The organism is Salinimonas chungwhensis DSM 16280 (assembly GCF_000378185.1).
Lineage (GTDB): Bacteria > Pseudomonadota > Gammaproteobacteria > Enterobacterales > Alteromonadaceae > Alteromonas > Alteromonas chungwhensis.
Map to the genome: position 1 here is coordinate 21373 of NZ_KB899394.1, position 21245 is coordinate 42617.

Sequence of the window (21245 nt, forward strand, 5' to 3'; positions counted from 1 at the left end):
GGTGTAGGAGTAGTTATGGAATTAGCAGTAGTTGCGATTTTAGTCGGGCTGCCCGTTTTATTATTCAGCGCAAGTAAATTTGTCGATGGTGCGTCTGGGGTGGCGCGTCACTTCAATGTTTCTCCACTAATCATTGGTATGCTTATCATTGGTTTTGGGACCTCTGCACCGGAAATTATTGTTTCCGTGTTTGCCGCGCTTGAAGGAAACTCAGGAATCGCGTTGGGTAATGCATTTGGCTCAAATATAGCGAACATCGCGCTGGTTTTAGGTGTAACTGCACTGATTAGCCCCATCGCCGTGCGCTCAGAAATCATCAAGCGCGAACTGCCCATCATGCTGGCAATTGTGTTTATTGCTGCCTGGCAATTATTGGATTTAAGCCTGTCTAAAGATGACGCCTTTACCTTGTTGGGGCTATTTATTCTGTTGTTGAGCTGGAGCTTCTGGCAAGGCATGAAAGGCGACAGCGATGCTCTGGCTGAGGAATATAAAGAACAGATAAGCAGTGATAAAACATCAGTCAAGATGAATCTGGTATGGCTACTTGCCGGTCTGGTATTACTGGTCGCCAGTTCTCGCATCCTGGTCTGGGGGGCAATTGAAGTTGCCGGTTATTTTGGTGTCAGCGACACTATTATAGGCTTAACAGTAATTGCTGTGGGTACTTCATTACCCGAGCTGGCTGCGTCGCTTATGGCGATTCGTAAAAAAGAACATGACCTTGCCCTGGGCAATGTCATCGGTTCGAATATGTTTAATACGTTAGCTGTGGTCGGTTTAGCCGGTATTATTCATCCTACGAGTATTGAGCAAAGCTTCTTCTACCGCGACATTGTTATTATGCTTATCTTATCAGTGGCGCTGTTTATATTCTGTATCGGTCTGAGAGGACGTCAGGGCCGGCTGAACAGGCTCGAGGGCGGTATCTTTGTTGCTGCCTATATCGCTTATACATGGTACCTGATTAACTCTGCATTTATCGGCTAAGTAAAAGACAGCGTTAATACTAATAACGAGACCAGTCCCAGGATCACCAATAAATACAAGTTGATTCCATAGTTGTCCGACCGGCGCCGGTTGCGCCGGATTTTGAGCAACATTGTAGACAACGTCAGAATCAAGCATGCTTTGACCAGCATAAAGAGTGTTGTGACATGCTCCTGGGACCAATTGGTGTTGCCCGGTATTCCCCAGAAACGCTGTACCCCTGAGATAAAATCAGGCCGGGCAAAATGCAAGACTACAAACGCCGCCAACAGCATGCTCCAGGCAAGTACGTTAATCACTATGATAATCTTGTAAAGACCATCGCGCACTCGCGGTTGGCTGCGGCGGTTTTTTACTGTTCGGCTTTTATTTTTATACTCCAAATGGCTCAATGATCTCTGGCATCCGTTTTTGGTTTAAGTATACTAACGCCTGTTAATACGTTAGAAATCTGACTTTGTCTTAAACCGGCTCATCTGCGGTTGACCATCGCCTGATGGACTCACGCGAAATCCTTTGCCTTAGGGCTCTCATTCGGTTTACTCAAAATAAGTGCACATCTCTGTGTCGCTTTATCATGATTTCTGACCTGATACTTAAATTAAAGACGGAGAATACATAATGACGCATGCGCCCGTAGTCGACGTGCTTGCCGGCAAGTACGCGGTTGGCGAAACGGTGACAGTAAAAGGTTGGGTAAGAACACGCCGCGATTCAAAAGCAGGCTTGTCTTTTATTGCACTGCACGACGGAAGTTGTTTTGATCCGGTGCAGGTTATCGCGTTAAATTCTCTGGCAAATTACGAAGATATTCAGCGCCTAACCACAGGCTGTTCAGTAAGTGTAATTGGCACCGTGAAAGAGTCACAGGGCCAGGGGCAGGCACTTGAACTGGACGCACAATCCGTAGAGGTTGTGGGCTGGGTGGAGAATCCTGACACCTACCCCATGGCGGCTAAGCGACACTCTATTGAATATTTGCGTGAACATGCACATTTGCGTCCGCGTACCAATGTAATCGGTGCTGTCACCCGCATCCGCAACTGCCTGTCCCAGGCTATTCACCGTTTCTTTCATGAGCACGGTTATTTTTGGATAAGCACACCGATAATCACCGCCAGTGACACTGAAGGTGCGGGCGAGATGTTTCGCGTATCCACGCTGGATATGATGAACCTGCCGCGCACTGAAAAAGGCGACATTGATTACAAAGAAGACTTTTTCGGCAAAGAAACTTATCTGACCGTGTCTGGACAGTTAAACGGCGAAACCTATTGTACAGCTATGTCGAAGATCTATACCTTTGGGCCTACCTTTCGGGCTGAAAACAGCAACACCTCACGGCATTTGGCTGAGTTCTGGATGATTGAACCTGAGGTGGCATTTGCCGACTTATCGGATATTGCACAATTATCTGAAGACATGCTCAAGTATGTATGCAAAGCCGTGTTGGAAGAGCGCGCCGACGATATGGCATTTTTTGCGCAACGTATTAATAAAGATGTAATCAACCGTCTGGAGAAACTGGTTTCTTCTGACTTTGTTCGGATGGATTACACCGATGCTATCAATATACTGCAAAATGCTGACAGAGAGTTTGAGTTCCCGGTTGAATGGGGCGTAGACCTTTCTTCTGAGCATGAGCGCTATCTGGCTGAAGAGCATGTTGGTGCACCGATTATTATGCAAAACTACCCCAAAGATATTAAAGCGTTCTATATGCGCTTGAACGAAGATAATAAGACGGTAGCGGCAATGGATGTATTGGCGCCAGGCATTGGTGAGATCATAGGCGGGTCCCAGCGTGAAGAACGCCTGGACGTGTTCGATGCCAGGCTTGAGGAAATGGGACTGGATAAGGCAGATTACGGCTGGTATCGCGACCTGCGTCGTTACGGCACAGTGCCTCATGCAGGTTTCGGCCTGGGCTTTGAACGCCTGGTGGCCTATGTGACCGGTATGCAGAATGTACGTGACGTCATTCCCTTCCCGCGTACGCCAGGCAATGCAGCCTTTTAAGCGTTTATTTACGATAAAGCCGGCTATGCCGGCTTTATCTTTTCACGCCAAATCAAAGCTGGTGGCGTGTGCTCGTCGCGGTTTTGTTTTGCTAAGATAATGATCTTCCTCGAGGTTTAAAGGATATTCTTTATTGTTAAGTAATTAGAAGCGTGTGACGCACAAACAATCATTTTTGGCCGAGCAATACTCATGCAATCCCAGGGGCAGCCCGTTACTATTACCTGTGAGCAGTGTTATACAGATGTGACAATTCCTGCGCTGGCGCATTGTCAGCAAGCAGTCTGTCCGACATGCCACCATCATCTTCTGACATTTCGCCAATTCGGGTTTGAGCATAGTCTTGCCTTTGCTGTGTCTGCACTTATTTTTCTGCTCCTTAGTCTGCCGTTTAATTTTCTGGTTTTCAAAAGCAACAGCCAGCAACGCAGTATTCATATCTCTGATACGCTTAACGTTATGATCCAGCAAGACTACATGTTTCTGGCCATCATCACGGCGTTGGCAATACTTATTATTCCCTGTATTGTTTTAATCGGAATTGTCATTCTTTCAGCCAGTTACATCACCAGACGTCGCAGCGCATCGCTGATGCGATGGTATGTTGTGGTTAAAACTCTGAGCCAGTGGAGCATGGCTGAAGTATTTATGGTGGGCACGCTGGTCAGTCTTATCAAAGTAACCTCAATGGCAGAGGTGAACTTTGGAATGTCCTTTTTTGCATTTATCGGTTTTGCAACCTGTCTGACCATGAGCCTGGTGAATTTTGACAGAAACCGGCTTGGCCTATGGTTATTCAGCGGCCAGCTTCCGGCGCCAAAACCCTTGTCACAGGCAGTGGCTTCAGTAAGTATTCAACGTACCTGGGCATTGCTGTTTGCCGCAGCCATATTGTATATACCGGCAAATACCTTACCCATTATGCATACAGAGCTGTTTGGTAACACTGAGCCAAATACTATTATTGGCGGTGTAATTTCGTTATGGCAGTCAGGCTCTTATCCGGTAGCCATCATTATTCTGATTGCCAGCGTGATTGTCCCTATTGGTAAAATTACTGCTTTGGGCTGGCTCAACTTTACCGTTCAACAACAGCACTCGCGGGGCAGACGAACCCGGGCGAGATTTTACCGGCTGACTGAAGCTATCGGTCGCTGGTCAATGATTGATGTATTCGTGGTCGCGATACTGGCAGGACTGATACGATTAGGGAATACTATCTCCATATACCCTGGTTCAGCCGCACTGGCATTTTGTGCCGTCGTTTTTATAACAATGATTGCAGCCATAACCTTTGACAGCAGGCTGATTTGGATAGACAGGAAAGCATTAAATGAGTGAGCAGGCACAACTTCAGTCAACGCGTCGTATTTCAAAAATCTGGCTGGTGCCCATTTTAGTGATTATTGTAGGCGGTTGGATGGTATATACGCAGTGGCGCGATCAAGGCCCGTTGATCACCATCGAGTTACAATCAGCCTCAGGCATTGAAGTGAACAAAACGCCTATCAAAGTTCGCGATGTAGACGTCGGTCAGGTAAAGAAAATCGAGCTCAAGCCAGACTTAAATGGCGTACTGGTCACCGCCCGGATGGAGGCCAGTGCGGCCCGTCTGCTTACCAATAAAACACAATTTTGGGTAGTCTCCCCCCGCATAAGTTTTTCTGAAGTGTCAGGTTTGAGCACACTTATTTCCGGTAGTTATATTGCAATGTCGGCTACCGATAAGGGGCGCGAACAACGTCAGTTTGTGGCACTGGAGCGACCGCCAGCAACCCCTTTGGGTACACCGGGTTTGCACCTAACGTTGAAAAGCGATGATCGCTTTGCCTATAAAGCGGGCGATCCGGTCATATACAAAGGTTATAAGGTGGGCGAATTTGAAGACTCGGAGTTTAATATTGATGAGCGCAAAGTCTATTATTCTGCATTTATTGAGGCGCCCTACCATAAGCTCATCACTTCTAATACGCGATTTTGGAATGCCAGTGGTGTTAAATTGCATTTAAGCTCCAGCGGGGTTGAGGTTGAAACCGGTAGTCTGGAAACATTGCTGGCCAACGGTATCACCTTTGGTATCCCGGAAGATTCTCCGCCCGGCGAGCAAATTACCGGTGAATCAAGTTTTAGTATTTATGAAGATGAAAGTGCCGCTTACAACACACGCTATACCATTGCTGCGGAATACCTTTTGCTTATCGACGAAACTGTCAGAGGTTTGGAGGTAGGCGCGCCGGTAGAGTACCGTGGTATCGAAATCGGTGAAGTCAGCCGAATTAATGCCACCGATCTGGTTAATGGTAATATTCTGGATGAAGATTATCCGATCCCTGTTATGATTAAAATCTACCCGGGCAAGGTTCGTCAACAGGACAATCAGGAAAGCCTTGAGTTTGTCAAACAAACCCTGCGCGGCTGGGTTGAGCGGGATCTCAGGGCCACGTTACGTATGGGCAATTTACTCACTGGCGGCTTGTATGTTGACTTGCATCATACGCAGACGAACGCAGCGGCGAGCATGCGCACAATTAATGGCTATGAAGTTATCCCTACTGTGTCTAACGAGTTTACTCAACTGACTCAAAAAGCCGATGCAATTTTAGATAAAATCAATCAGTTGCCACTGGATAGTCTGGTCGGTGACACACGGCAGGTTATTGAAGATATGCAGAGCGCTGCCAACGCACTGGAACAAACCAGTAATGATGTGGGAATTGTATTGGAAGACTTGGATACCAAAGCGCTAAACCGAAATCTCAACCAGGTGCTTAATGACGTGTCTACGTTACTCAGAAACTACTCTGAGGGCGGCTTAAGCGAGGGTGAAATTCAGGATACTGTGGATGAGATGCAGGAGACATTAAGAAACCTGCAGCCTTTGCTTCTGCAGTTGAACCAGCGCCCCAGCAGCTTTATATTTCCCCGAGACCCAGGCACCGAACCGCAGCCCAAGGCGCGAGCCAGAGAGCGTGAAGAATGATCAGACACTATTTTATTATTATCGCGATATTACTTTTATCAGGCTGCGCCTCCGATCCGGTACCGCTTAACTATTATCTGCTACATTCGCCGACCCACGAAGGGACGGACGATGAACACACCGTAAAGGGCAGGCTGAGAATTGATAAGTTAACCTTACCCGATTATCTCAAACAACGGGGCCTGGCTATGCAAACCGGACCAGCCACCCTTTTCTTTTCTTCACAGCATGTTTGGGCAGAGCCTTTATCCAGCGATATCCTGCAAACCCTATCCACCAGCTTATGGCACGATGAAGGGATGGAGGTTTACACGCAGAATATTTATGACCGAGCACAAACCACTGGTGTTACCCTCGTTGTTGACGATTTTATTGCCACTCATCAGGGAAACATTGTGTTGAGGGGACAATACTGGTTGTTTCCCGAAAACGGGCCGCCGGTAAGCAAGCGCTTTAATTTGCAGACCCCACAGCAAGAAGATGGTTTTGAGCATACCGTGATCCAAATGCGGGGCCTGGTAGTCAGGTTGGCAAATGAGATTGCTGAGTCTGCGCTGGCGTTATCTGATAGCGGCGCACAGCAGGATTAATCCGACCTATCCTTCGGGCACATTATTTAAACGTTAATATATCGTTACATTTCTATAAGGATTGTCTTAATATTGCGAGGTAAGATAACGTCAAACCTTCTTTAGAAGCGATACAATATGAACTGGTTAAAAGTAGCAGCACCTATCGGGGTGCTTCTTATCGGTATAGCTGCAACCTACGCGGTAGTAGCCACCGCCCCGGATGAAAAAACGACCGAACAAATAGATACGCGTCCGCTGGTGACTATCGAAAAGCTCGAACCGCAGGATTACACCGTCACCCTCACATCTTACGGCGAAGTCACGCCACTGGAATCTACCCAACTGTCCGCGCAAGTGACTGGTGAAGTGATCAGCTGGAGCGATGGGTTTGTGCACGGGGGCATAGTGCGCCGCGGCGATATCCTTTTCACCATCGAAAAAGATGCCTACGAAGCCGCATTACTGGAAGCAGAAGCCAATCTCAGCGCCGCGCAGGCGCAATTAATTCAGGAGCAGGCCCAGGCCAGAGTTGCTGAGCAAGAAGCGACGTTGATGCCGGACACCCAGGTGAGCGAATTGTATTTGCGTAAGCCCCAGCTGCTAAGTGCCAATGCAGCGGTTAAGTCAGCCCAGGCAAGACTGAAAATCGCAAAGCGAGACCTTGAAAACTGTGAAATAACCGCCACCTACGACGCCCTTGTTGTTTCCCGTGAACTGGGCGTTGGCGAGTATGTCACGGCCGGCACCCCCGCTGCCACATTACACAATATTGAAGTCGCCGAGGTTACCTTTCCCATTGCTGGGTTTGATCGTCACCTGTTGCCACAAAATCTTACTCAGTTACCGGTAAATGTTCATGTGGACGGTACAAATGATGAACCGGTGAAAGGCTATATTCACCGCGATTCGGGTATGGTCGACGCCGCTACCCGCCAGTCCAGCCTGGTGCTTCGCATAGATGATCCCTACGGCATAAATGGCAGTGAGCACAATATAAAGTTTGGTACGTACGTTAATATTTCGTTTGCGGGTAAAACCCTGAATAACGTATATCGGGTACCCCAGGAGCTGGTGACGAACAATAGCATCTGGCTTATGAGCGATGATAATAAACTCATACCAGAAAATGTTGAGGTGGTTCATGAAAGCGGCAGACATTTTATCATTCGAGCGGATCTGACAGGTGAGAATATTGTTTTAACCTTACCTGAGTATCCTCAGCCAGGCATGGCGGTACGCCTGGCCGGTGCGGGCAACAGTGACAATCTTGTTGCACAAAAACAATAAGGTCGACACTCATGACAATGCATATTGATACGCATCGCGGGCTTATCGCCTGGTTCGCCCGAAACTCGGTAGCCGCCAATTTATTGATGATTTTTATCCTGTTGATGGGCATCGTCAGTTTTTCAAGCATTCAACGTCAGATGTTTCCCAATATTGAACTTAACTACATCAATATTTCTGCTCAGTATCCCGGCGCTTCGCCACAGGAAATAGAAGAAAGTATCCTGATAAAAATCGAAGAAGCCGTGAAGGATGTCACTGAAATTGAGCAGGTCGTTTCCCGTGCCTTTCGTAATTCAGGAAGGGTCACACTTGAGATTGACAAAAAAGCCGAGCTTACTGACGTCCTTGATAAGGTCAAACTCAGAGTTGATGGTATAGCAACCTTCCCTGCTGATATGGAACCGGTAAATATCTCTCAGCAGGAGTTTGAACAAACCGTTATCGAAATGCCGTTAGTGGGCGACGTACCGCTTAGTGAACTCAAGCCTTTGGCGAAAGAAATCGAAGATGAATTGCTACAGCTCGGATCAATTTCACTGGTTGATGTGGGCGATCCTCCTGATGAAATAGCCATTGAAATTCAACCCGACATGCTGCGCAAGTATAACCTTAGCATTGATGATGTTTCCCGTGCCATTCGCGGATATTCAGCGAATATATCGGCCGGCCAGTTACGCACAGAAGCGGGTCTGATTTCGGTCAGGGTTGAAAATCAATACTACCGTGGCAGTGATTTCGGCCAAATCCCGGTCAAAATTGGGGCCAATGGCTCCCGTGTATTGTTGTCAGATATTGCCATCATTAACGACGGCTTTACCGAAGGAGAGTGGTACTTCAGCTATTCCGGTAAAAACTCTATCTACATGGCAGTCAAAGCAACCCGTACCCAGGATATGGTGCCGGTAGCTGAAACTGTGAAAAACTATATTGAAAGTAAAAACAAAACCCTGCCGGATGGTATTGAGCTGAAAGTGTTGGTGGATATGACCTATTACCTCAATGCCAGACTGGAAATGATGTTGATGAATCTGGCTGAAGGTGCGCTTCTCGTCGCGCTGTTACTGACACTCTTTTTACGTTTCAGACTGGCATTCTGGGTAATGCTGGGGCTACCAATCTGCTTTCTGGGTGCATTTATGCTCATGCCGCTGTTTGGTGTGACGGTCAATATCCTTTCTTTATTTGCCTTTATCATGGTTCTGGGCATCGTAGTGGACGATGCTATCGTCATTGGCGAGAGTGCCTATACGGAAGTAGAAAGTAAAGGGGACGGTGTGGATAACGTTATCCGCGGCGCGCGCCGGGTCGCCACGCCAGCCACCTTTGGGGTGCTGACGACCATCGCTGTATTCGCCCCTTTTACCATGAGTAGTGGCCCCGAGGGCGCTTTTTTCTACAATATTGCGGTGGTGGTAATATTGTGTCTGGTGTTTAGTCTGATTGAATCCAAGCTTATCCTGCCAGCCCACATCGCCCATACTAAATTTCCTCCGGTCAAAAAAGACTCCTGGCGGGCCAGGTTTAACCAGCGTTTTAATAATTTTGTTCATGGTCCTTACAAACGACTGGTAGAGCGGGCAACCCACTGGCGGTATGGCGTGCTGGCATTGTTTACGGTAGTTCTGATGATCAGCGTGGGACTCATTGTGGCTAATTATGTTCGCAGTGTGCCAAATCCTAAAGTGCCCCACGATTACCCGCAGGTCAGAATTGAGATGAACGAAACAGCCTCTGATACAGCGGTTATCGATGCATTAAAAATCATTGAGAAAACAATCTGGTCAGTTGATGCTCAGGTAAAACAGGAAACCGGCCAAAATATGGTGCGTGACATTCTGGCATTTAATCAGGAGCGTACCAGCGGCCGTGTGGTGGCACCTTTAGTGGAAGAAGATGCCCGCCCATTTAATACCTTTGAGCTGGCTCGACGATGGCGCGAAGCGATGCCTGAAATTCCGGGGATGAAATCCTTCTCTATTCAGGATGATGTCAATGGTGGCGGCGGTGACGGCGAATTCGGATTTTTGTTGTATGGGGCAGATATTGACGCACTGAATGCAGCAGGAAGAGCTTTCATCGGTATGTTGCAGCAACAAAAAGGGTTATACGATGTCAGCTCCACTATCGACCCGGCCAGTAAAGAGGTACAAATGACATTGCGTCCTGTGGCCTATGATTTGGGCATTACGCTGTCGGATATTGCCCGTCAGGTGGGGGCTGGCTTCTACGGCGGTGAGGCCCAGCGGGTTATCCGTGGCGGTGAAGAGGTACGCGTGATGGTCCGATACCCGAAATTAACCCGTGAACAGTTTTCTGAGCTTAAATATTCGGTTATTCAAACGCCGGCAGGCCAGGACGTGATGCTCGGTGACGTGGTTAATCTTGAAGAAGCACCCGGTATCAGTTACATCCGCCGAGAGGAAGGGTATCGCAGTGTTTATGTCTGGGGTGCCATCGATGAAGAGGTGGTAGAACCTGATGCTGTAGTTGAAGAAGTCAAAGAGACCCTTTTACCCAGGCTTAAGGAAGACTATCCATCGGTGCTGACACAGCTTGGCGGAGACATTGAGGAACAACAGGCGCAGCGCAATGAACAACAGATGTTCTTTATTGCAGCCATGATCATGGTTTATGTGCTGCTCGCAGTGCCACTGAAAAGCTATGGACAGCCACTGATAATAATGTCAGTGATTCCCTTTAGTATGACCGGTGCGATTTGGGGGCACTTTTTACTCGATTTAGATCTGTCAATGATGTCCTTTTTTGGCATCATCGCTGCGGCAGGGGTGGTGATCAATGATTCACTGGTAATGACCGATTTTATCAATCAATCCCGCAAAGAGGGGTTCAGTATTGCAGAGTCAGTGATCAGAGCCAGTACCGCCCGTTTCAGAGCGATTACCTTAACTTCAATCACTACATTTGCCGGCGTACTGCCCATTCTGTTTGAGACCAGTCTGCAGGCAGCGTTCGTCATTCCTATGGCAGCTGCGCTGGGCTTTGCTGTGATGTATGCCACGCTGGTCACGCTGATCCTGGTCCCTTGTCTCTATATGATACTTGAAGATCTCAACCGACAACTGGCCAAAATCTTTCGACGTAACCGTCAGCGAGAGGTTAGACAGGATCCACAACCTGCACCCCATAATTAGCGATAAGCCTAACCCCGCCGCTGGCGGGGTTTTTTATGCAGCCAGTCTAAAAGTACCTGCTTTATCTGGCTCTAAAATGCTAGTCTTTAACACACGTTAAGCACATGTATAAGATAAAAAAACCATGAGAAATTACACTATTCGCCAGGCGCGAGAAGCTGATGCCGCACTGATTCTTGATTTTATTATTGAACTGGCTAAATACGAAAAAGCAGAAAATGAAGTCGAGGCCACTGAACAAGATATCGTTAATACTCTGTTTGGCGCTCAGGCGACATCCCATTGCCTGATATGTGAAAATAATGACAAACCGGTTGGCTTTGCTGTGTATTTTTACAATTATTCAACGTGGCAGGGACAAAACGGGCTTTATCTGGAAGATCTCTTTGTCAGTCCTGATGAAAGGGGCAAAGGTGCAGGCACGGCATTATTAAAGTATCTGGCGAATCTTGCCCTTGAGAAAAGTTGTGGGCGCTTCGAGTGGAGCGTACTGGACTGGAACAAGCCAGCCATCGATTTTTACGATTCCATCGGCGCACAACCGAAAAATGAATGGCTGGGATACCGGTTAAGCGGTGATGCACTTACAGCCTTTGCTAACAGTTAATTTTCTAATAGCTGGTGTGATAATTTTATCAGATACAGACGTTCACATCTCTAGCTTCCCTGGCACAGGGCAAAAACACCAATGCGTAAGACAAGACAGATTTTGTTTGCTGATTTGCGTGCTAAGGTGGTGATCTAAAAAACAGCTGACGAATGAATCAGTATAACGGAGTAATAAATGCAAAAAACACTATTAGCTGCGGCTATCACAGCGGCTATGACGCTTTCAGCATGCACAAGCAGTCAACATTCAGATAACTCTCAGACAATGCGCGAAAACCAACAAGCCAAATCTGAAAATGTTCTTATGCGAAAAAGTACGCTGCCCTACCAGACACCGGAATTTGATAAGATCAGCATCAAGGATTACGAGCCAGCATTTGAAAAGGGAATGGCCGAACAAAGCGCCGAAGTAGAAGCGATTGCCAACAGCGCTCAACCTGCCACCTTTGAAAATACGATTCTGGCACTGGAAAATAGCGGAGAGCTTATTAAGCGTACCTCTAATCTGTTCTTTAACTTGTCCAGTATTGCTTCCAGTGATGAGGTACGGCGCATCGAGTCTGAGATGTCCCCTCGCCTCACGGCGCATCAGGACAATATCTTTTTAAATAAGGCCCTATTTGAACGTGTTAAAAATGTGCATGAAAACAAGGCTCAGCTAAGCGATATTGATCAGCGACTGACTGAATTTTACTATAATCAGTTTGTACGCGCCGGTGCCAATTTGTCCAAAGCAGACAAAGCCACAATGCGTAGTCTTAATGAGCAAATTTCTAAGCTACAAACGCGTTTTTCACAAAATATTCTGGCTTCGTTTAAAAACGATACCATTTTGATCACCGATGAATCAAAGCTCGCCGGCCTGTCGGAAAAGGAAAAAAACAACCTTAAATCCGCTGCCGAAGGTGCCGACAAAGAGGGTTATCTGATTTCGCTGGTTAACACTACCCGTCAGCCTATTCTGTCCAGCCTGGAAAATCGCGAGCTGCGTAAGCATATCTGGCAAAAATCTGCCAACCGGGCAATGGATGTTAACGCACCGATTATTCTTAAACTGACCAAGCTGCGTGCGCAAAAAGCAAAATTGCTGGGCTTTGCTAACTGGGCTTCGTATCAGACTGACGACCAGATGGCCAAGACACCAGAAAATGTGTTCGGTATCTTAGACGACCTTGCGCCAAAAGCTGTTGAACGTGCTCAACGCGAAGCTGCGGATATTGAGCAGATTATGCATGACGAAGGCGTCCGGGGATCAGTACAACCCTGGGACTGGGCGTATTACGCTGAAAAAGTTCGCAAAGCAAAATATGATCTTGATGATAGCCAGGTGAAACCGTACTTTGAGCTTAACAGCGTGCTGGAAGATGGCCTGTTTTTCGCAATGAATAAGCTTTATGGCATCCGGTTTGAAGAGCGTAAGGATCTCCCCACTTACGTTGACGATGCCAGAGTATTCGAAGTATTCAACGATGACGATTCCAGTATCGGCCTGTTCTTTTTCGATCCCTACGCCCGGGAAGGCAAAGCCGGTGGCGCGTGGATGAGCGAATTTGTTACCCAAAGCTTTCAGAATAACCTTAAGCCAGTGGTATTTAATGAGCTGAACATTGTAAAGCCCGCCGAGGGTGAACCCACGTTGTTATCCTTTGACGAGGTGAGCACCCTGTTTCATGAATTCGGCCATGCAGCACATGGCTTATTCTCGCAGGTAAAATACCCTAGTCTGGCAGGCACTTCCACGGCCCGGGACTTTGTTGAGTTTCCTTCACAGTTTCATGAAGATTGGGCCATCGATCCTACAGTGCTTGAGAATTACGCCAATCACTATGAGACCGGCGAGCCGATTCCTAAAGCACTGCTTGAGAAGATGCTAAAAGCGGTGAAATTTAATCAGGGCTTCAATACTACCGAGTATCTTGCTGCGGCGCTGTTAGACATGGAATGGCACATGCTTGATGCGGATGCCAATATCAATAGCGTTAAGGATTTTGAGCAAAAAGCACTGGCGAAGCATGATATTGATTACGCGCCGGTTAAGCCCCGCTACAAATCAAACTACTTCAGTCACACCTTTGCCGGCGGCTACTCTGCCGCTTACTATGCCTATTTATGGACAGAAGTACTGGCTGCTGACGCATTTGCTTATATGGATGATAATGGCGGACTAAGCCGTGACAACGGGGCACGTTTTAGAAAAGAAATATTGTCTAAAGGAAACAGTGAAGATCTGATGCAGAACTACATTGATTTCAGGGGCCAGAAGCCCACGGTGGATGCGTTGTTAAAACGCCGTGGTTTAGATGAGTAAGTATTTACTTAAATAGACAAAAGCCCGGTCAAGCCGGGCTTTTTAATTAAGAGTGCAGCTGACACTACAATCCGCAGTATAGGTTTTCCCTTAATGGCGCTTGGTATTTTGTAGATATCCAGCTCAATTAAAAACTGTAATATTCTTCTTTTAGATGAATATAAAGCCTGCAGGCCCTGAATTTTTTATTTCATTCTCGTGCACACTGTTTACTGAATATTGCGAAGGAACAACCGTCTAAACTACGAGATCGTCGTCTTTTTCTTCCTCAGGACTTTCATCATGCATCGCCATTGCTATGCCGAAGGTGAGAATACCAACTCTTCCCATCAGCATAAGTAAGATAATGATCAGTTTACCAAGCACGGTTAAATCTCCGGTCAGTCCCATGCTTAAACCAACCGTGCCAAGCGCCGATATTGCCTCAAACAAAATCACATCGAACGCCGCATTTTCTGAGGCCAGTAGAAGTATCATCGCTGCTGTAAGTACTACCATATAAAATGCAAAGCTTGCGGTAGCGATTTGCAGGCGCTCCTGTGACAACTCCCGTTTATGAATACGAACTGTTTCACGCCGTTTGAGGGTACTTTTGATAAGCCCCAGTAACGCCGCCAACGTGGTCGACTTAAGCCCACCGCCAGTGCCTGAAGGCGATGCACCGAAAATCATGAACACATACATAAGCATGATAATAGCCGCCGACAGTCCACCGATATCAATAGTGTTAAAACCCACTGTGGTACTGGCTGTCATCACTTGAAAAAAAGACGCCATGAGACGCTGCCAGGGTGGCATAGACTGAACAGATGGTTCGATAACAAAAAGTAATATGGTGCCGACTACCGCAAACCATAAAGTCACTTCCAGAATAATTTTAGTAGTGAAATGCAGATACTTTTGTTTACCCGTCAGGCGTTGCCAGATATCAGTGGCGACTATGAAGCCAATGGCACCCATATAGGCCAACGCTGCTATGACAAAATTGAGCATCGGATTATCAACAAAGTCCATTAAGCTATTATTGTTCAGGCTGAAACCTGCTGTACAAAAAGCAGATATGCTATGAAAAATTGCACTCCAAAGCGCGCCATCGACATCATCCCCGAGAAAAATTATATATAGGGCTATCGCGCCTATCGCTTCACAGACAAGAGTAAATATCACCACCATTTTGATAAAGCGACCAATTTCAAAGTCAGCGGGTAACGCGAAAGCGCTCTTGGTTAAACTTGTACGAAAAGACGACATTTTATGGCGAGTAGAAAGAATGACAAAAGAGCCAAATGTCATATAGCCGATACCGCCAAGTTGGATTAGAAATAAAATAACTAACTCACCAAAAAAGGTGTAACTTAGACTCGGATCAACTGTTACCAGCCCGGTAGTAGAGACCGCCGAGGTGGCAGTAAAAAAATTGTCTATATTGCTAACAGGTACACTTTGACTAAGGGGGAGGCTCAAAAAAAACCATCCCAGTACCACATAACTTGCATAGCCCAGCAAAAGAACCTTGGCAGGATTAATGGTTTCTAATACACGCAGAGACGACACTGTTGTTAACTCCAATACAAAATATCATACATGATTGCTACCCTTTCAGAATACAGCTACTGCACGTAAACTGAACAAGAACACAGATCCGGACTTACTAATAAAAATGTTTAATTTCTTAACTATAAACTTTTGCTAAGCAGCAAAAAATATAGCCCCTAAACCCGGGGCATAACTATACGGACTCACCGAGCCAAAACGCCAGAGACCCCTTACTGTCGGAGGAAACACAATAAGGGACAACGCTTACTCATAAAACATCTCAAACGCATAACCTAACTGCAACGCGCCCAAAAACCAAAACGCTGAGCTAGTATCACTTTCCTGGTTTCGTTTTCGAAAAAGGCAAATGTCATGACGTTTTGGCGTGCAGGTTGAAATAACCGGCCTGAACGGACCACCTGCTTTTACCCTGGCACTGACGCTACGCAATCTGCATGTAGCAGGAAACGATAATAAGCAAATGTGCATGTTTTTTTAATACATGAAATTTCATTAATCGCATCATTATCAGGATAGAAAAATGTTGTCTGACCATTATTAGCTCTGCTTTTAGAGATATTAATGTCACCAAACTAGTACCTGCCTGAAAAAATGTATATCTTGGCAGCTTCATATGATGAATTATTCAACACTCGGGCGATAACGCTGCGTTGTGACTTTTGCAGAATCAACGAAAAGGAACAGAATATGAAACAGTCAGACAGACGTAAATTTTTATCGTTTGCCGGTATGGCAGCAGGAACATTGTGCGCCGTGACCGCACTTCCGGTAAGCGCACACGGCTCAACGGCCTGTACCGAGGTATCGCCAATTGTTCATATGGTTTATTTCTGGCTCAAAAATCCGAACTCTGTTTCAGATCAGCAGTCTCTGATAAAAGGATTGAACAACCTGCGTGAAATTAAACACATTCAGGCCCTGCATGTGGGTGTGCCTGCTGCAACTACGTCCAGAGATGTTATCGACAGTAGCTATCAGGTTTCGGAAATGATGATGTTTAACAGTGTTGATCAGCAGAATGCTTACCAGAACCATCCGCTTCACAAAAAATTTGTCGAAGACTATAGCCACCTTTGGAAGAAAGTGGTGGTGTACGATTCTGTGAGCGCATAAACAGGTAAATAGAACAACACTAGGTCAGGCAGATAACACGAAATAGCATAAATACCGAGCTTGCGGTGGATTTTTTGGCCAGTCTGCCTATTTCCACCTCGTCTGGAATTGACCCAACACTATGCCTTTTTGTTTCTGAACTTTTTATCAGGCGTTTTGTTGTTTTCCTCAGTTTATGTCCTGCCTTTCAATCCTCAGGCCCGGCCAATGTAAAAATTAGATGCCTGCGCTTATCTTTAAATACAACACCTCTTTTGAGCAATGCGGCTCTTAAGCGCTTTTGCCATTTTTTTTCGTCGGGTTCGGCGGCAGCTAACGCTGCTTCATCTTCAAATTGGAAGCGTAGCAATAGCGAGCCGGGAAATTCGTGATACTGCACGTCAAACCAGCATTGCACCATGCCATGAAGTTCTTTACGACCTTGCTCTTCAAGCTTATCAGCTACGCTGAACACCAAAGCTTGCTGTTTAAGTTGTACTGCCGATAGTTTTTTCATTACTGGTGTTTCTCAATGGCGACTTCCAGGCTTTCAGTAATATCAGCCCCCTCAATGGTTAGCCATATCTGGCCATCCTGAATGGTCACCTGAATTTGCATGGAACGCTGCACAGCATTAGCCAGTGTGGTGGAAAGTACCTCGGGCACGGTAAATACCGACAAGTTCTTTCTGCTTTGTAACCTGGTCTTTTCTTTCTTCCACCATGCATCAAAGCTGTTGTCGGCGTATGAATAAATCATCATTTGCTGGCTTTGATTACAGCCTTTTTTAATACGCTGCTCTGAAGGCTGGCCCAATTCAATCCATCGTTCTATTTCATCACTAAAACTTTTTTGCCACAGATCAGGCTCATCATCATCAGATAGGCCCTTTGTGAAAATCAGACGCTCATGTGCATTTACGATAAACGCGAGAATTCGAAGCATCATACGCGCATCGTTTTCAGAAGGATGTCGCGCTATCGTCAGGTTGTGATCGTTGTAATAATTGCGATCCATATCGCTAATCGATATGTCAGCTTTAAAAATAGTTGCTTTAAGTGCCATGGTGTTCCTGGGTAATAAAAGGTGCGCAGCGACATCCGATATTTGCGCAAGTGTCGCCTGGCAGCGTTGAGGGGCATATTACCAGCTTTTTCTGTCGTTCGGGAGCAACCGTGCCAACCGCCTGTATTCCTTTGCATCGATTGCCAGCCGTATTTGATACCGCGTGCCCGTTCACTATTCCGATGACACCCATCCCAAGACGCTGAGCAAATGAATCTACAAAAGCTCTACTATCAAGGAAATATGCCGTTGCTTCAAAATTGGTATAAAACCTCAACATTCAGTGTTATTAAACTTTGACTGAATCGCGTATTGAATCACTTCCTGCAATCAAAAAGCCAGATAAGCATCTATCTCGATGCCTGATTCTACAGTTAGGCTGATACCCGCATTGTTAAATATTAATGGAGTCGATTCAGGCGCCTTCTGCATCACATGTGCCCAGGGCGTGAGGTTGTTAATCGTAAGCGAGGGCTAATTTCTACCAGGGAGTTTCATCTTTATTAAGCTTCGTTCGCGTCCCCGCAGACGATGTTAATGATACTGGGTCTTTTAACATCACCTTATCGGCTTACCAACTCATCCAACCTGTACAAGTGTTAATTTTATGCGTTGACAGTTAACACGACGTTAGCGTAGCGTTATTTGTAATACAATATTACTGTATATAAGAATTTTCTATCTTGCAGAAAATCCTGAACAGCGCCGTGTCTTACCCGCTAATTCTGTTGTTCAGTCATGAATCGATTAACCCGTCAGAATAGGTACCATCATGACACTCAGTCACAGTGCAATTCCTCATCAAAAAAACACCAAGTTAATACGTCTTTCACTCACAGCCGTTTCAATAGCACTGGGGTTTGGAAGTCTGAGCGTGCAGGCTCAGGATCAAAGTACAACAGAAGAACAAGATGTAGAAGTTATACAGGTAAGTGGTATCAGAGGTAGTTTACAACGCTCTGTATCTGTCAAAAGAAACTCCAATCAAATCGTCGATGCAATTTCTTCTGAAGATATTGGTCAGTTTCCCGATACCAACCTGGCAGAATCGTTACAACGTATCTCCGGCGTCGCCATCGATCGAAGTGGTGGTGAGGGACAATCTATCACCGTTCGTGGCTTTGGTCCCGAATTCAATACTGTGCTGCTTAATGGCAGACGGCTAGCCTCTGACACTGGTGCCAGGTCGTTTAATTTTGATGTTCTGCCTGCCGAATTGGTGTCTGCCGTAGAAGTTTACAAATCACAACCCGTGCATCTGGATGAAGGCGGCATTGGATCAACGGTAGTGATGCGAACTCCTCGTCCTTTAGACTACGATGGCTTTAAAGGGGTAGCGTCAGTTAAGGCACAATACGAAGAGCTCTCTGGCGAAACTAGCCCGCAGTTTTTTGGCATGGTAAGTGATACCTTCAACGAGGGTACTGCAGGTGTATTACTGTCACTGACGCACCAGAAGCGCAAAAATCAGATCAATCGCTTTTTAACGGATGGCTATCTGGTATTAAACCGCGACGACATGCCGAATATTGCTGATGATCTTGCCCAACAGGGATATGGACAGGATGAGCAGTTCTTTTTTCCACAAAACCTCAATATAAGCCCCATTTACGAAGAACGCGAACGTACTACGTTTAATTCAACCCTCCAGTACCGCCCGTCTGAGGATGTAGAGTTTACCCTTGATGCGATGTACAGTGACTTCGAAGTAGATTCACGAACCAGCAATGTCGGGATTTACTTTACGCCAACCCTGATATCGGGAGTGACATTTGATAACAACAATGTGGCCACCAGCGTCACTGAAAACAGAAATGCTGACGCGACCGAAGCACAGCTTAACCGCCCGACTAATCTTTATGCGGTAGGCTTCAACGCCGACTGGTGGCTAAACGACCACTTTAATTTATCCTTTGATACATCCTGGTCAAAAGCGGATTCAGGCGGCGCTGAAAATACTGATGTGGTAGTCGCCGGCATTGGTATCCAGGATGAAAATTTCAGTACCGTGTCATACGACGAGAATGGCTACCCGACCTTCAGCGGGGTAAGTGATGCAGCGCTCAGTGACCCGAGCCTCGCACGCGCCCACTTTACATTGCGCGGTACCGGTGGTGGCGTATTTGGGGGTGGCCAGGATTTTGAAGACGAGGTATTCCAACAACGGGTCGATGCTACCTGGACATCGAATATGGACCATCTTGTGGAAGTTTCGTTCGGTGCGCAGTACTCAAAACAAGATCAATCGCTAACAGTCAGATTATCGCAGGATAATATTTTGTGCGCGTACTGCGGTTTCCAGGTGGACGTGCCCGACTCGCTGTTCTCTCAGACCGGTATCAGTGATGACTTTTTGGGTGGCGTCGGTAATCTGCCATCAAGTTGGGTATCTTTCAATATCGACGAGTTTATCAATTACTTAGAATCTGATGAGGCCATGACAGCAAGAGATAACGCCCTGGGACTGGACTTTGGCACCACTGCTGCGCTGCTGGAGCAGACAAGTGGTTTTGATTTGGCGGTCAGACCCACGTCATCTGAAGTGGAAGAGGAAATAATGGCTGGCTATATCAATGCAGTATTTGAAGGTGAATTAAGCGGCATGCCCTGGACCTGGAACGTCGGGCCCGTTATGTTCATACAGAAACCACTGCCATTGGTGTATCACAAGTTTTGCAGGATTTAACGTTTGCTGCCGCCGATTTATACACGCCGGTCCTTTCTGGTGAAGAAGAGGTCTCCCAAACCAATAAGTACAACTATTTCCTGCCAAGCACAAATTTCAAGCTCAATATTACTGATGAACTTGTTGGCCGCGTAGCATTATCCAAGACCATGACCCGTCCTCCGTTGGGCTCACTATCGCCCAGGACCACCATTGGAGCAACGCGCCCTGGTAACCTGTCGGCGAATAGCGGCAACCCGGATCTTCGCCCATTTGTGGCCGATAATCTTGACGTTACCCTCGAATGGTATTACAGCGAAAGCGGCTATCTCACTGCCGGGTACTTCAAAAAGGACGTGGAAAACTTTTTGGTCAGTACCGTAGAGAACAGAAGTTTTCCAATCGCTGATTCACAGGATCTGTTCGAAGGCGACCCTGTGTTTGAGGTCAGTTTGGTGGACAATGCAGAAGAAGCCACCGTAGACGGCATTGAGCTGGGTGCCCAGTATACGTTCGACTCACTACCAGGCTTCTGGAGTGGATTTGGGGTTACCGCCAATGCCACCATGGTAGACAGCAACGCCGAGCTGGATGTGGGTGATACGACACAAACATTCGCGTTAGTTGGCTTAGGCGATACGTACAATTTTATCGCGTTTTACGACAAAGGGCCTTATCAGGCACGGGTCGCATGGAATCGCCGCGATCGATTCCTGCAAACCGCGCGCGGGTTTGGTGGAGAGCCTACCTATGTCGCTGAGTACGACCAGGTAGATGTTCGCTTCAGCTACAACATCAATGATGATATGCAGGTTTTTCTGGAAGGCATCAACGTCACTGACGAGAAAACCAGAAAAGAAGGCCGCTACAGTAATCAGATTCTGTTACTTGAAGAAACAGGTCCGAGATATACGCTGGGTTTGACTGCTTCTTTTTAGCCTACAGG

Annotated in this window: 16 protein-coding genes; 12 read left to right on the forward strand and 4 right to left on the reverse strand. The window is 46.7% G+C overall.

The features are described 5' to 3' along the window. Positions 1-15 precede the first annotated feature (15 nt). Positions 16-990: a calcium/sodium antiporter gene (locus F458_RS0118060; protein WP_018984851.1), complete on the forward strand. Its 975-nt coding sequence runs from the start codon at positions 16-18 to the stop codon at positions 988-990. Here the strand turns inward: F458_RS0118060 and F458_RS0118065 are convergent. Next, on the reverse strand, positions 987-1289 hold the full coding sequence (locus F458_RS0118065; protein WP_156824294.1) for a hypothetical protein: 303 nt from the start codon (positions 1287-1289) through the stop codon (positions 987-989). The genes F458_RS0118060 and F458_RS0118065 overlap by 4 nt on opposite strands. A 322-nt stretch (positions 1290-1611) precedes the next feature. Here F458_RS0118065 and asnS point away from each other — a divergent pair, with 322 nt between their 5' ends. The 8 genes from asnS (at position 1612) to F458_RS0118105 (ending at position 13920) form a co-directional block, all read left to right on the forward strand. Further along, on the forward strand, positions 1612-3009 hold the full coding sequence (asnS, locus tag F458_RS0118070) for an asparagine--tRNA ligase (protein ID WP_018984853.1): 1398 nt from the start codon (positions 1612-1614) through the stop codon (positions 3007-3009). 192 nt (positions 3010-3201) lie between these two features. Continuing rightward, positions 3202-4350 (forward strand): paraquat-inducible protein A, encoded by a 1149-nt coding sequence (locus F458_RS0118075; RefSeq protein WP_018984854.1) that lies wholly within the window; start codon positions 3202-3204, stop codon positions 4348-4350. Next, a complete protein-coding gene (pqiB, locus tag F458_RS0118080; RefSeq protein WP_018984855.1) occupies positions 4343-5989 on the forward strand; it encodes an intermembrane transport protein PqiB in 1647 nt (548 codons plus the stop codon). Before F458_RS0118075 ends, pqiB begins: the two co-directional genes overlap by 8 nt. Then, a complete protein-coding gene (locus F458_RS0118085; RefSeq protein WP_018984856.1) occupies positions 5986-6579 on the forward strand; it encodes a PqiC family protein in 594 nt (197 codons plus the stop codon). The genes pqiB and F458_RS0118085 overlap by 4 nt, the downstream gene beginning before the upstream one ends. A gap of 117 nt (positions 6580-6696) precedes the next feature. Continuing rightward, on the forward strand, positions 6697-7848 hold the full coding sequence (locus F458_RS0118090) for an efflux RND transporter periplasmic adaptor subunit (RefSeq protein WP_018984857.1): 1152 nt from the start codon (positions 6697-6699) through the stop codon (positions 7846-7848). An 11-nt stretch (positions 7849-7859) separates the two neighbouring features. After that, a complete protein-coding gene (locus tag F458_RS0118095) occupies positions 7860-11003 on the forward strand; it encodes an efflux RND transporter permease subunit (RefSeq protein WP_018984858.1) in 3144 nt (1047 codons plus the stop codon). A gap of 124 nt (positions 11004-11127) precedes the next feature. Then, positions 11128-11610 carry a GNAT family N-acetyltransferase gene (locus F458_RS0118100; protein WP_018984859.1) on the forward strand — a complete coding sequence of 161 codons (483 nt, stop codon included), beginning with the start codon at positions 11128-11130 and terminating at the stop codon, positions 11608-11610. Positions 11611-11787: 177 nt separating this feature from the next. Then, positions 11788-13920 carry a M3 family metallopeptidase gene (locus tag F458_RS0118105; protein ID WP_018984860.1) on the forward strand — a complete coding sequence of 711 codons (2133 nt, stop codon included), beginning with the start codon at positions 11788-11790 and terminating at the stop codon, positions 13918-13920. Between the two features lie 237 nt (positions 13921-14157). Here F458_RS0118105 and F458_RS0118110 read toward each other — a convergent pair whose 3' ends face one another. Beyond that, positions 14158-15474, reverse strand: a complete 1317-nt coding sequence (locus tag F458_RS0118110) for a TrkH family potassium uptake protein (protein WP_018984861.1) — start codon at positions 15472-15474, stop codon at positions 14158-14160. Positions 15475-16164: 690 nt separating this feature from the next. Between F458_RS0118110 and F458_RS0118115 the strand changes: the two genes are divergently transcribed. After that, a complete protein-coding gene (locus F458_RS0118115) occupies positions 16165-16590 on the forward strand; it encodes a Dabb family protein (protein ID WP_018984862.1) in 426 nt (141 codons plus the stop codon). 187 nt (positions 16591-16777) lie between these two features. Here the strand turns inward: F458_RS0118115 and F458_RS0118120 are convergent, their stop codons facing one another. Together F458_RS0118120 and F458_RS0118125 are read right to left on the reverse strand one after the other, a co-directional pair. Beyond that, entirely contained in the window at positions 16778-17086 is a 309-nt protein-coding gene (locus tag F458_RS0118120; RefSeq protein ID WP_018984863.1) for a hypothetical protein, read from the reverse strand. Continuing rightward, complete coding sequence (locus F458_RS0118125) at positions 17086-17634, reverse strand: YaeQ family protein (RefSeq protein ID WP_018984864.1); 549 nt, start codon at positions 17632-17634, stop codon at positions 17086-17088. The genes F458_RS0118120 and F458_RS0118125 overlap by 1 nt, the downstream gene beginning before the upstream one ends. Before the next feature lie 772 nt (positions 17635-18406). Between F458_RS0118125 and F458_RS19900 the strand changes: the two genes are divergently transcribed. Both F458_RS19900 and F458_RS20270 read left to right on the forward strand, forming a co-directional pair. Next, positions 18407-20320 carry a TonB-dependent receptor gene (locus F458_RS19900; RefSeq protein WP_026294789.1) on the forward strand — a complete coding sequence of 638 codons (1914 nt, stop codon included), beginning with the start codon at positions 18407-18409 and terminating at the stop codon, positions 20318-20320. After that, entirely contained in the window at positions 20308-21237 is a 930-nt protein-coding gene (locus F458_RS20270; RefSeq protein WP_026294790.1) for a TonB-dependent receptor domain-containing protein, read from the forward strand. The genes F458_RS19900 and F458_RS20270 overlap by 13 nt, the downstream gene beginning before the upstream one ends. Positions 21238-21245: the final 8 nt, after the last annotated feature.